Annotated in this window: 13 protein-coding genes; 12 read left to right on the top strand and 1 reads right to left on the bottom strand. The window is 63.4% G+C overall.

Features of this window, described 5'->3' with window-relative positions:
• Nucleotides 1-9: 9 nt before the first annotated feature.
• The 10 genes from ACYQ47_RS04500 (at nt 10) to ACYQ47_RS04455 (ending at nt 9,443) form a co-directional block, all read left to right on the top strand.
• Nucleotides 10-390 (top strand): CpaD family pilus assembly lipoprotein, encoded by a 381-nt coding sequence (locus ACYQ47_RS04500; RefSeq protein ID WP_244829395.1) that lies wholly within the window; start codon nt 10-12, stop codon nt 388-390.
• A 24-nt stretch (nt 391-414) separates the two neighbouring features.
• On the top strand, nt 415-1,635 hold the full coding sequence (locus tag ACYQ47_RS04495; protein WP_459904599.1) for an AAA family ATPase: 1,221 nt from the start codon (nt 415-417) through the stop codon (nt 1,633-1,635).
• Nucleotides 1,635-3,044 (top strand): CpaF family protein, encoded by a 1,410-nt coding sequence (locus tag ACYQ47_RS04490; RefSeq protein ID WP_250510185.1) that lies wholly within the window; start codon nt 1,635-1,637, stop codon nt 3,042-3,044. The genes ACYQ47_RS04495 and ACYQ47_RS04490 overlap by 1 nt, the downstream gene beginning before the upstream one ends.
• Nucleotides 3,041-4,015 carry a type II secretion system F family protein gene (locus ACYQ47_RS04485; RefSeq protein ID WP_244829398.1) on the top strand — a complete coding sequence of 325 codons (975 nt, stop codon included), beginning with the start codon at nt 3,041-3,043 and terminating at the stop codon, nt 4,013-4,015. The genes ACYQ47_RS04490 and ACYQ47_RS04485 overlap by 4 nt, the downstream gene beginning before the upstream one ends.
• Nucleotides 4,012-4,971: a type II secretion system F family protein gene (locus tag ACYQ47_RS04480; protein ID WP_244829399.1), complete on the top strand. Its 960-nt coding sequence runs from the start codon at nt 4,012-4,014 to the stop codon at nt 4,969-4,971. Before ACYQ47_RS04485 ends, ACYQ47_RS04480 begins: the two co-directional genes overlap by 4 nt.
• Complete coding sequence (locus tag ACYQ47_RS04475; RefSeq protein WP_310393528.1) at nt 4,968-5,864, top strand: tetratricopeptide repeat protein; 897 nt, start codon at nt 4,968-4,970, stop codon at nt 5,862-5,864. Before ACYQ47_RS04480 ends, ACYQ47_RS04475 begins: the two co-directional genes overlap by 4 nt.
• On the top strand, nt 5,861-6,352 hold the full coding sequence (locus tag ACYQ47_RS04470; protein ID WP_250510183.1) for a TadE/TadG family type IV pilus assembly protein: 492 nt from the start codon (nt 5,861-5,863) through the stop codon (nt 6,350-6,352). The genes ACYQ47_RS04475 and ACYQ47_RS04470 overlap by 4 nt, the downstream gene beginning before the upstream one ends.
• Nucleotides 6,349-7,026, top strand: a complete 678-nt coding sequence (locus ACYQ47_RS04465; protein WP_250493554.1) for a TadE/TadG family type IV pilus assembly protein — start codon at nt 6,349-6,351, stop codon at nt 7,024-7,026. Before ACYQ47_RS04470 ends, ACYQ47_RS04465 begins: the two co-directional genes overlap by 4 nt.
• Nucleotides 7,026-8,867 (top strand): TadE/TadG family type IV pilus assembly protein, encoded by a 1,842-nt coding sequence (locus ACYQ47_RS04460; RefSeq protein WP_250493553.1) that lies wholly within the window; start codon nt 7,026-7,028, stop codon nt 8,865-8,867. The genes ACYQ47_RS04465 and ACYQ47_RS04460 overlap by 1 nt, the downstream gene beginning before the upstream one ends.
• Nucleotides 8,868-8,939: 72 nt before the next feature.
• Nucleotides 8,940-9,443, top strand: a complete 504-nt coding sequence (locus tag ACYQ47_RS04455; protein WP_250467337.1) for a DUF6496 domain-containing protein — start codon at nt 8,940-8,942, stop codon at nt 9,441-9,443.
• On the opposite strand, the gene ACYQ47_RS04450 is transcribed toward ACYQ47_RS04455, so the two are convergent.
• Nucleotides 9,428-10,345: a LysR family transcriptional regulator gene (locus tag ACYQ47_RS04450; RefSeq protein WP_459904598.1), complete on the bottom strand. Its 918-nt coding sequence runs from the start codon at nt 10,343-10,345 to the stop codon at nt 9,428-9,430. The two genes, ACYQ47_RS04455 and ACYQ47_RS04450, sit on opposite strands and share 16 nt — an antisense overlap.
• Before the next feature lie 119 nt (nt 10,346-10,464).
• On the opposite strand from ACYQ47_RS04450, the gene ACYQ47_RS04445 reads away from it, so the two are divergent.
• Both ACYQ47_RS04445 and ACYQ47_RS04440 read left to right on the top strand, forming a co-directional pair.
• On the top strand, nt 10,465-11,229 hold the full coding sequence (locus ACYQ47_RS04445; protein WP_459904597.1) for a transporter substrate-binding domain-containing protein: 765 nt from the start codon (nt 10,465-10,467) through the stop codon (nt 11,227-11,229).
• A gap of 27 nt (nt 11,230-11,256) precedes the next feature.
• Nucleotides 11,257-12,381 (top strand): succinylglutamate desuccinylase/aspartoacylase family protein, encoded by a 1,125-nt coding sequence (locus ACYQ47_RS04440; RefSeq protein ID WP_459904596.1) that lies wholly within the window; start codon nt 11,257-11,259, stop codon nt 12,379-12,381.
• Nucleotides 12,382-12,386 lie beyond the last annotated feature (5 nt).

Below are 12,386 nucleotides of genomic sequence, written 5' to 3'. Positions count from 1 at the left end.
CCTGATGCCATGAACCACGCACGTTTCATTTCGCTCTTCACCGCCTGCTCGCTCGCTTTGCCGCTTGCTGGCTGCTTCATCAAGCCGCCCGTGAGCATGCCCGATTCACGCGTCATTGGTTACGACGGCAACGCCGCCGTGCCGCCCGACTGCGAGAAACTCACGCGCGCCTCGCTGTTGTTCGATTCCGGCGTGCGACGCCCGTCGATGCAATGGGGCTGTGCCACCTACACCAACCTCGCGGCGCAGGTCGCGAACCCGCAAGACCTCGTGAATCCGCAGACGCTCGGCCCCGCCGATGCCGCGGTCGCCGCGAGCGCCGTGCATCGCTATGAGACGGGTCAAGTGATTCCGCTCGACACCACGACGACTACGCGCAACGGCAAGTAAGCGCGCCTTCGAGACACCGACGCCATGAGCACCACTGAATTCTCGTTGATCAAAGGCAAGTCCGCCGTGCGGGCCGCGGACTTCATCGCCTTCGTCGCCGACCGCCAGACCGAGCAGGTTCTGAAAGCCTTCGTGCTGGAGCAGGCGTTGCCGCACGCGCATATCGCGGTGGGCAGTATCGACGAAGCCATCTCGCATGTCACCAAGCTCGAGCGTTCGCCGCAGTTTCTGCTGGTTGATTTGCACGACTCGGCGATGCCTCTGTCCGACCTCGGCCGGCTTGCCGAAGTGTGCGAGCCTTCGGTACAGGTGATCGGCATTGGCGAGCGCAACGACGTCGGCCTGTTTCGCAGTCTGCTCAAGATCGGCGTGCACGACTATCTCGTCAAGCCGCTGACGGTGGAGTTGCTCAAGCGCACCGTCAACACCGCCGACGGCAAGGTGACGCCGGTGACGCTCACGCGCACGGGCAAGACCATTGCGTTCGCGGGCACGCGCGGCGGCGTCGGCGTGACGACGCTCGCGCTCAATCTTGCGCGACATCTGGCAGACACCACGCATCGGCGGGTCGCGTATGTCGATCTGAACCTGACGGGCGGCGCCGCCAACTGCATGCTCGGCACGCAGAGCAACAATGGTCTTTCGGACGTGCTGGAAAACGCGCATCGTCTCGATCCCCAATACGTCGAGCGCACGCTGATGGCGAACGGCAGCCGTCTGTTCATGCTCACCGCGGATATCGACTACGGCGCCGAGCCGCCGTACAAGCCCGGTGCGCTCGCCCGCGTGATCGAACTGCTGTGCGACAGCTTTCACTATGTGATCATCGATATCGGCAATCCGAGCGCGCCGTTGTCGCAGGAAGCGTTAAACCATGCGTCCCGCGCGTATCTCGTGACCGACCGTTCCGTGCATTCGACGCGCGAGTCGATCCGCCTTTTGCGTTACATCGAGAATCGCGACAACAATCCGCCGACCTCGATCCTGCTCAATAACCCGAGTGCGGTGAGTGCGGGCAAGGTGCAGCCGAACGACTTCATGTCGGCGGTGGGCCGCTCCGTTCTGCATGAGATCCAATTCGAAGCCAAGGCGCTCGCCACCGCCGAAAACCTTGGCGAAGCGCCCAGAGATAAGACGCCGAACGGGTTCAATCAGGCTATTACGCGTATTGCGAGCGATCTCACCGGCCAGCAAGCTGCCGCCGGGCGCTCTTTGCTGCGCAAGTTCAGTCTGAGGAGAGGCTGATGTTCGGGCAGAAGCAGGCATCCCGGGCGACGCATTCTGCATTTGCACTGGCTCAAGAAGGAGCATCCGACCAGGCGAGTATTGCCGAGCCGGCCATTCCGGTGGCGGACGCGCCCGCGCGCTTGCACGTGGCGGAGAGCAGCGAATCGCTGGTGCGCTCGGATCTGTTCAAGGTGATTCGCGCAGGCGTGTTCGGTTCGATGAACGCATCGGTGGTGGTCGGCAAGACGCGCGAGCAGATGAAGCCGGGCATCGAGCAGCTCGTGATGGAGATCGCCGAGCGCGAAGGTTTGAACGTCACGATGTCCGAGCAGCAGCAGATCGTGGGCGAACTGCTCAACGACATGTACGGCCTCGGGCCGATCGAGCCGCTGCTCGCCGACGAAAGCATCACCGACGTGCTGGTGAACGGTCCCGATCAGGTCTATGTGGAACGCCACGGCCGTCTCGAACTCACGAACTGCAAGTTCCGCGACAACGCGCACGTGACCAACGTCGCGCAGCGGATTGCGGCGGGCGTGGGGCGGCGCGTCGACGAAAGCAGCCCGATGGTCGATGCGCGTCTCGCGGACGGCAGCCGGGTCAACGTCGTGCTCCCGCCGCTCGCGATTCATGGCGCGTCGATTTCCATTCGGAAGTTTTCGAAGCGCAACATCACGCTGCACCGCATGGCGCAGCAGGGCAACATGTCCCTCGCGATGGCAACCGTGCTCAAACTCGCGAGCACGTGCCGGCTCAACGTCATCGTGTCGGGCGGTACGGGTTCGGGCAAGACGACGCTGCTCAACGCGTTGTCGCACTTCATCGGTCACGGCGAACGCACGGTGACGATCGAGGACGCGGCGGAACTGCAACTGGTGCAGCCGCACGTCGTGAGCCTGGAAACGCGCCCCGAGAATGCCGAAGGTCTCGGCGCCGTGACGCAGCGCGACCTCGTGCGCAATGCGCTGCGGATGCGCCCGGACCGCATCATTCTCGGCGAAACGCGCGGCTCCGAAGCGTTCGACGTATTGCAGGCCATGAACACCGGCCACGACGGCTCGATGACCACCATCCACGCGAACACGCCGCGCGACGGCATCACGCGTCTGGAGAGCATGGTGATGATGGCAAACGGCAATCTGCCGCTCCTGTCCATTCGCCGCCAGATCGCGAGCGCGGTGCACCTGATCGTGCAGATCGAGCGGATGCGTGACGGCATGCGCCGCGTCACGCGCATCACCGAACTGGTGGGCATGGAAGGCGACGTGATCATCACGCAGGACTTGTTCACGTTCCGCTACGACGCAACCGCCTACAGCGAGGAAGTGAAGGGCGCGTACGAATCGGCGGCGGTGCGCCCGGCGTTCTCGCAGCGCGCACAGTACTACGGTCTCGAAGATGCATTGCTCGAGGCGATGCAGCCATGAACACGATCAACCTCGTCACGATCTGCGCGTTCGTCATTGCAATTCTCGGCGGCATGATGTTTTTCATCGTGCAGGACATGCGGAATAACCAGCCGCATGCGCGCATTCGCACGCGCATGCGCGAATCGTTCGAGATGCACGGTTCGCCCGAGAAGAACGCCAGCAAGAACGAGATCAATCTGTTCAAGGTCAAGAAGCAGGAGAGCGTGTACTCGCGCTTTCTCGGGCCCAAGGTCTCGCGCCTGAAAACGGTGGCGGGGAAGAACGGCATGCGAATCGTGATCGTCGCGGCGATTCTCGGCGAGCTGCTCGCCATCGGCATGGTGGACATCATGCCGCTGCCGAGTTTCGTCCAGCCGCTTCTGATCGTCTTCCTGCCGGTCTTCACGCTGGTCAAGGCGTACAACTTTCTCGTGGAGCGCTTTCGCCGCCGTTTTCTCAACGGCTTCCCGGAACTGATCGATCTGATCGTGCGCGCGGTGCGTGCGGGCGTGCCGGTCACGCACGTCATCACCACGGCAGCCGACGAATGCGCCGAGCCGCTCAGGAGCGAGTTCAGGATCATGAGCGATTCCCTGCAAGTGGGTCTAGACCTCGAGGAAGTGCTGACGGTGGCGGTCAAGCGGATCGAGATCGCGGACTTCTCGTTTTTCTGCGTGTGTCTGCTCCTGCAGCGGGAAACCGGCGGTCAGCTCGGCGAAACGCTCGAAAACCTGGCGAATATCGTGCGCACGCGCCGCGAGATTCGCGTCAAGACCAAAGCGCTCACAGGCGAGGCGCGCATCACCACCAAGATTCTGGCGGCGGTGCCCGCTTGCATTATCGGCAGCCTGTACTTCCTCAACCGCGACTACATGAAGGTGCTCACCAACACCGATAGCGGCAGCAAGCTCCTGACCTTCGCCGTGATCTCGATCGTCATGGGACTCATGGTCATCAACAAGATTTCGAAGCTGGATACCTCGCGATGAACCCGGAACAGATCCAGACGCTCATTAACCTGCTGATGCTGATTGCGCTCTTTGCCGGGCTCGCGGGTTGGTGGCTGACGCGCCATGGCGGCCAGCGCGGCCGCATTGCGGAGCGCACCCGGCTCGCGGCGCATGCCGAGCGCATCGACCTTGCTACCGGCAACGACGACGAACTCAACTTTCGCGCGCGCGTGATGCGCCGTCTCGCGCGCATTGGCGACAAGCTGCCGCTCTTCGACGCCAAGTATCGCCTGAAGTTGCGCAAGGAGCTGATCAGAAGCGGTTATCGCAGCAATCTCGCCGTCTCGGTTCTGCTGGCGTCGAAATTCTGCGTGGGGCTCATCTGTGCGACGCTCACGGTCATGCTGGGCTCGCATATTCCGATGATCGGCGCGTATCCCGCGGTGCGCGGCGCGGCGATGCTGATGGTGTTCATCGTCGGCATGATCGTTCCGGAATATCTGCTGAATTTCGTGGGCGCCCGCCGCCGCAGGGCGATGGCCGCCTCGCTGCCCGACGCGCTCGACTTGCTCGTGATCTGCACCAACGCGGGCAATAGTCTCGGCGTGTCGATCCGTCGCGTGGCCGACGAACTCGCAAGCATCTGCCCGCCGCTTTCCGACGAATTTTCCCTTACCGCCGACGAACTGAAGCTTTCTGGCGACAGCACGCGCGCGTTGAACGGGCTCGCGGAGCGCATCGATCTGCCTTCGATCCGCGCGCTCATTTCCACCCTCACTCAGTCGATGCGCTACGGCACGCCGATCACGCAGGCGCTGCGCACGTTGTCGCGTACCGAGCGTCTGCAGCACATCGTCTCGCTGGAAGAAAAGGCCGCAAAGCTCGCCCCCAAGATGGTCGTGCCGATGATGCTGTTCATTCTCCCGGCCATTGTCGTGATTGCCGCGGGGCCGGCCGTGCTCCAACTACTGGACGTTATCGCCAAAACCAAATGAAGACCGACTTCTATCTTCGCCGCCTTCCCGTGCTTGCCGGCGCGGTGCTCATCGCGCTCGTCGCGAGCGGCTGCACGACCACTGCCACGACCTCGCATCAGGTGTCCGGCATGCGCTCCGTTTCGCAGGACGGCGCTCCCGGTGCGATGAGCGAATTGCGTATCGCCGAATCCGCGCTCGAATCCGGCAACATGGACATGGCGACCACGATCTACGAAAAGATCCTGCGGGCGAATCCGCGTTCGGTCGAAGCCATGACCGGCCTTGGCAACACGCTCTACTCGGTGGGCGACTTTACGCGCGCCGGCGTCTATTACAGCAAGGCGGCAGCCATCGACGGAAACGCCCCCGCGCCGCTCATCGGCATGGCGCGCGTGGCGATTCATCAGCGCCGTTTCGACGACGCCATCGCGACGTATCGGCATGTGCTCGCCGAAAGCCCGGACGATCCGCTTGCGGCCGCCGGTCTCGGCGCCGCGTACGACATGAAGGGCGACCACGCGACGGCGCAAGCCGTGCTGCGCGATGCGCTCAAGCGCAATCCCGGCGATACCTCGCTTTCCGTGAACCTGGGCACGTCGCTCATCATGGCGGGCAAGCCGCGCGATGGCGCGAACGTGCTGCTCGACGTGACGCGCTTTCCCGCCGCGCCGCCGCAAGCCCGCCAGGATCTCGCGCTTGCTTACGGTCTGCTCGGCAACGATGACGCCGCCGCCGAAATCCTGAGCCGCGATTTGCCGAAGGCGTCGGTGCAGGACAACCTGCGCTTCTACGAACTGCAGCGCCAGCGTATCGGCGCTTCGGGCACTTCGGGCGCGTCGGCCACCAGCGGCTCCAACGCAAGCGTGGCGCCCGTCGCTGCGCCGGCGGTGGCCGCCGTGAGCCTTAGATGAGCGCCGTGCTTCATGCCCGGGCACACCGCAACGTGTCGCGCTTCTTGCGCGATGACGGCGGCAGCTCGCTGATCGAGTTCGCGATACTCGCGCCGCTCTCGTTCATCCTCATTCTGGCGACGATCGAATTCGGTCTCGACATGATGGTGGACGCCACCGTGCAGATCGCCGCGCAGCAAGCGTCGCGCGCCGGGCTCACGACCAGCGCGCCGGCGAGCGGAACGCGCGATCAGCAGGCGCAGAACCTCATCAACAACATGCTCGGCGGCTGGACCAACATCGGCGCGACGATAACGATCAATACGCTGACCTACGGGACTTACAGCAACGTGGGCACGAGCAACTACCAGAGCAGCATGGGCAATTTCGGCGATGTCGTGTCCTACAACATCACCTTGACCATGCCGCCCATCACCGGCATTCCCCGTATCTTCGGCGTCAACCAGTTGACGTTCCAGCGCAATTACATCGTGCAGAACGAAAAATGACCCACGCTCGCTCATCCGCTTCCGGGGCCGCCAGCGCGTCGCGCCGCCGCGGCTTTCTCTCCCGCCTGTGGCGCTCGAAGCGCGGCAGCGTCACGATCGAGTTCGTGATCATCTTCCCGTTGATGGCGCTGATCCTGACCGGCTTCGTCGAAGCGTACATGTATCTGCGCGCGGTGAGCGTGCTGGAACATGCGACCTTCACACTCGCCGATTCGCTCGGTCAGATGCCGCGCGTCATCAACGACAATTCCACCAGCAACGCCAATAACCTCGGTTCGCTGTGGTCGGCGGCCACGCTGCTCGCCGCACCCAATACGATCAACGGGCAGGGCGCGGTCATCATCACCTCGGTGTGCGACACCAATGCCACGACCTGCGTCTTGCCGCCGGGCAAGCCGGGGACGGATCCCGGCAAGGCCGTCGTTCACTGGCGCGCATCGGCGCCGTGGAACTTGTCGGGCCTGACGACCAAGGTGTCGAGCACCGCGCCGTTGCCGTCGACCTGGCCGTTTCGCGCGGGCGACTCGGCGATCATCGTCGAGATCTACTACCAGTTCAACCCGTTTGCCATGACCTCCGCATTCTGGAAGAACTCGGTCGGCACGCAGACGCTTTATCAACGCATCTACGTGCGCTCGCGAACCGGCCAGCCGCTCGACCTGGCGAGCTCCTGATGAAACGCCGACTCTTTCCGACACGCCGCGGCGCTTCCTTCTGCGCGACGCCCGCGCTGCGCGCGCCGTTCTTCGCCAACTTCGGTGGTCCCGCCGCACCCCGCACGCTCGCTCAACTCGTGCGTGGCGACGAGGGCGCGCTGACCGTGCTGTTCGCCGTGACCGCGAGCATGATGATCGGCACGCTGTGCACGGCGATCGACACCATCGACTATGCGCAGACGCAGGGCCGCATGCAGATGGCGCTCGACGTGGCGACGCTTTCGGCCGGTGCCGACCTCTCGCACTATGCAATGACAACGAGCGCGGACCTCGCTGCATGGCAGGCCGACGCGCGCGCCTATTACAACGCGAACATGCCGACGGGCTACATGTCGCTCACCATGCCCGACCAGAATTTCGCGGCGTCGGTGAGCGGGACGCCAGCCACCGGGCAGGTCATCAAGCTGTCGGCATCGGGTTCGGTGCCGCTCTACGCGCCGACCTTCCTCAACACCAAGTCGACATCGTCGAGTGGATCGGGTTCGGGCTCCGGAAGTTCGGGCAGCACCTTGCCCAGCACGCAAACTATCTCGGCGAGCAATACGGCGTTGCGCGTGCCCAAGAGCACGCTCGAACTCGCGTTGATTCTCGACAACACGGGCTCGATGGCTTCCGCCGCCGCCAAGGGCGGCAAGACGAGCAAGCTGAGCGGCCTTCAGGATGCCGCCAACTCGCTCGTGGCGAATATCCTTGGCGTGCAGGGCAACGACTCGTATATCGGGCTCGTGCCGTTCACGACGATGGTGAACGTCGGCTCGGCACTCAGTTCGAGCGGAACCTGGATGACGCAGACCACGAGCAAGCAGTTCGCCTACAACCCCACCAACATGTCGATGTCGAAGTGGGGTGGATGCGCGGTCGAGCCACGCGACACGGCCGGCAACGTCTATCCGAAGGCTTACGCGCCGAAGGATTCGCCGGGCTTCACGCCCTGGTATTTCAACGTGCCGTCTACTGGCTTCACGGTCCAGACTTACGACAACAACTGTAATCTGCAGAAGAACGGCACGACGGTCGTGAAGGGCGTGCCGCTCAGCTACGCGTATTACTACGCATCGCCGGGGCTTTGCCAGTCGAAGACGCCGACCACGGTGCCGACCAACTTCATGGCGCAGTATCCGTATTCGGGTACGGTCACTTATGACCAGAATGGCAGCGACTACGACAGCCGGCCATGCTCCATCCAGCCTGCCGTGTTCCTGACGCAAGACCAGAACGCGCTGACGACGGCCATCAACAACATGGTGGCCAATGGCTCGACTCTGATTCCGACAGGTCTGCTGTGGGGCTGGCGCATGCTTTCATCGGACTGGTCCAAGTCGGTGGCGGGCAGCAACAACGGCTGGATTTCGAACGACGGCACGCTGCCGCGTCCGGAAACGACGCAAGGGTTGCAGCGTGTCGCTATCGTTCTGACCGACGGCGAGAACGATCCCGGCGATCCGTCGGGGACCATGCCGCAGCCGTTCTTCAATCAGCTCGCGCTCGGCAATCAGACGCTCAAGTCGCCGACGGTGTACGACTCCACGGGTAACGCGCTGAACGGTTTGGTGTCCAGCCCGGACGACGTCAATACGTTCCAGCTCGGTATCTGTCAGGCAATGAAGAACAGCGGCATCATCATCTACGCGATCACTTTCGGCACCTACGGGACGGACTCGGCGAGCGTGGCTGCGCAAAACACGATGCAATCCTGCGCGACGAGCGGCAACTACTATCACGCACCCGACAACGCAACGCTCAATCAGATCTTCCAGCAGATCGCGGGCAACCTGGGTGTATTGCGTCTTACTCAGTAAGGGAAAGCGGCAGGCGGGCACGTGCGTTGCTTGCCTCTCCCGGTGCAAGTCAACTTCCCAAGGAGTACCGACATGCCCGAAAAGAAAACCGTCGAAAGCGCCACCAAGGCGAAGCGCGCAGGCAAGTCCGCCAGCACCCAGGCGGGCAATTTCGTGAAAGAACAGATCGATCACATCCGCGAGGGCAAGCATGGCGCGAAGTCCGCGAAGCAGGCCATCGCCATCGGTCTATCCGAAGCCCGCCGCTCCGGCGTAAAGGTCAAGACGCCGAAGAAGGCCACCACGTCCGAGGCCACGCGCAAGAAAGCCGCACAAGACACGAAAGCCGCGCATCGCACGAGAAAGAGTCCGAGCACGGAGTCGAAGGCAAAGCGTTCCGCGACGTCCACGCGCGTGCTGAAGCGCGAAAGCACGAAGGCGGCATCGCACAAGTCGCTGTCGCGGCAGGCGCATGCAAGCGCAAGCCGGCGCTCGGCGGCGGATCGCTCGGCTGCCGCGAAGAAGGGCTGGGCAACGCGGCGCAAGAACGCCAGCGCTGCATCGAAGGGTTCATCTGCGCGTCACTCGGCACGTTGATCCGCCGCGCGCGGGAGCATTCGCGCGAACGATACGGCCATCATCGCGAGTTCTTGCGCCGCGGGCGTGAGCGGCACGCCCGCTCTTCGAAGCAGGCAGACGGGCGTCGGCGCGGCGCGTTCGGCAATCGGGATCACGGTGATGTGTTCCCGAAAAAACGGATGCGCCACGAGGCTCGCCGGTTCGAGCGCGAGGTAGTCGCTTGCGGTAATGCAATGAAGCGTGTCGAAGACCGCTTCGGTGGTTACCGCGACGTCGGGCGGCGTGAGCCGGGCCGTATCGAATAGCGCGGACAGCTTGTTGCCCGCGTGACGCGTGCTCACCCACTCGGCATTGCAGAGACTCGAAAGCTTGCGCGCGCGTGCAAGCGGATGCCCCTTCCGCGCGATCACCGCGACATTGGAATCGAAAAGCCGTGTCGTCTCCATATCATGGATGTCCGCGTCGGGCGCAATGAGTGCGAGGGCAAAATCGAGCCGTCCCTCGCGCACCCATGACGTCAGCACGCGCGACGTCGCGCTCGTCAAATGCACATCGATACGCGGACAGCGCTCTCTAAAGCTCGCGAGCAGCGCGGGAAACAGCCGCATGGTCGCATCGGCTGCCAGACCAAGCGCAACGCTGCCGGTTAATTCGCCGCGCATCTGACGCATCTCTTCTTCGGTCTTCGCACATTCGCCGAGTATTAGATCGGCGCGCACACGCAGGCGTTCGCCGGCGCTCGTCAGCCGCACGCCACGTACATCGCGTTCGAAAAGCGGCCCGCCCGCTAGCGCTTCCAGCTTGCGTAACTGCTGAGTGATGCCGCTCTGCGCAATTGTCAGACGCCGCGCGGCCGCGCGCAGGCTGCCCGCCTCTGCAACGGCCACGAAGATTCGCAATTGGGTCAGCGTCAATTCCATCGGCGATCTCGAAAAGTGATCATGATAATTAAAATGCCTCTTTTTTAAGGGCGCTTTGTCCGCTTAGCATGAGCGCTCCAATCCCGAAAATATCCCGCCGACCCATGTTCAAAACGTTCATGCTCAGCAGCGCTCTTGCCGCCACGCTTGCGATGTCTCCGTTCGTTGCAAGCGCGAAGGACGCCGATACCTTGCGCCTGGGCATCGACCCTGGTTATCCGCCGATGGATGTGAAGACGCCCGACGGCCATGTCGCGGGCTTCGACGTCGATCTCGGCGATGAAATCTGCCGCCGCATCGCGATGCGCTGCCAGTGGGTCGAGCTGGAATTCTCCGGGATGATTCCGGCGCTGCAAGCGCGCAAGATCGACGGGATCATGTCGTCGATGGCGATCACCGACAAGCGCATGAAGCAGATTGCATTTTCGACGAAGCTGTTCCAGTTCCGCTCACGTCTGATCGCAAGGAGCGGAGCGTCGCTCGCGCCGAGCGCGCAGGGTCTCGCCGGCAAGCACGTCGGCGTGCAAAGCGGCAGTCAGTTCGAGACCTACGCCATGAAGAACTGGCAGCCGGGCGGCGTGGAAATCGTTGCGTATCAGAGTCAGGAGGGTGTGTTCAACGATCTCGTCGCGGGCCGGCTCGATGCCGCGTTGCTCGGCTCCGTCGAAGCGGAGCACGGCTTCCTGAAGACCGCGCGCGGCGCGGGCTTCGCGTTCGTCGGCGCGCCGCTTTCCATGGGCGATCACGGCGTGGGCATGGGCATGCGCCAGGACGATGCCGCGCTGAAGACGAAGGTCGACAAGGCCGTGACCGACATGCGCGCGGACGGCACGTATCAGAAGATCGCGCACAAGTACTTCGACTTCGACGTCTACGGCGACTGAGCCCATCTTTCACGGACTTTTTCATTGATGCAAACACGACACACGCCGCTCGTTTCCACGACGCTCGGTACGGCGCGCGAACTCGTCAGCTTTCATTTCGGTGCGGAACGAAGCGGCGAGAAGGTCTACATCCAGGCCTCGCTGCATGCCGACGAAACCCCCGCGATGCTCACGGCGTGGCAGCTGAAGAAGCGTCTGCTGCAACTCGAAGGGGAAGGGCGCTTGCGTGGCGAGATCGTCCTCGTGCCGGTGGCGAATCCTGTCGGCTTGTCGCAGCATGTGCTCGGGCAATTCCTTGGCCGCTTCGATGCGAATAGCGGCCACAACTTCAACCGCGGTTTTCCGATGCCGCCTGCGCAGGCGTTGATCGAACGTATCGGCATGGCGTGGTCGAGCAGCGACGCCGCATACAACGCGCGCCTCTTGCGTCGCGCCGTGCGGGACATGCTCGGCGAAATGCGCGCGAAGAACGAGTTCGAGTCGCTGCGGCTGACGCTGCTGACGCTCGCATCCGATGCCGACATCGTGCTCGATCTGCATTGTTCGCTCGAAGCCACGATGCATCTCTACACGAGCCCGGCAAGCTGGCCCGCGCTGGAACCGCTTGCACATTATCTCGGCGCGAACGGCGTGCTGCTCGCAACGGATTCGGGCGGGCAGTCGTTCGACGAAATCCACGCGCTCTTGTGGAACGAAGTCCGTGCGTTGCTCGGCGGCGACGTGCCGCTCGGTGCGCCGAACATCGCGGCGACGGTGGAGCATCGCGGGCAGCGCGACGTGAGCTACGAGACGGCGCAACACGATGCGGATGCCATCGTTGACTTTCTGATCGCGCGCGGCGTGATCGAAGGCGAGGCGCGCGCGTTGCCGCCGCTCGTACTCGGCGCGACGCCGCTTGCGGGCAGCGAGCAATTGATTGCGCCGGTGAGCGGCATCGTCGTGTATCGCGCGTCGGTCGGGGCGAGGTTGAACGCTGGCGACGCGGTGTTCGATATCGTCGATCCACTGACGGATGCCGTGACCACGGTCGCGACGAAAAACGATGGCGTGTTTTATATGCGGCGTGCGATCCGTTTCGCGCAGGCCGGTGCACCGATGGGGCGGGTGACGGGGCAGACGGCTTTCAGGACGGGGGTGTTGATCGGGGCGTGAGTGGG

The sequence above is a fragment of the Caballeronia sp. HLA56 genome (assembly GCF_054655155.1).
The sequence above is the reverse complement of the archived record's forward strand: the minus strand, read 5'-3'. Positions and strand labels throughout refer to the sequence as shown.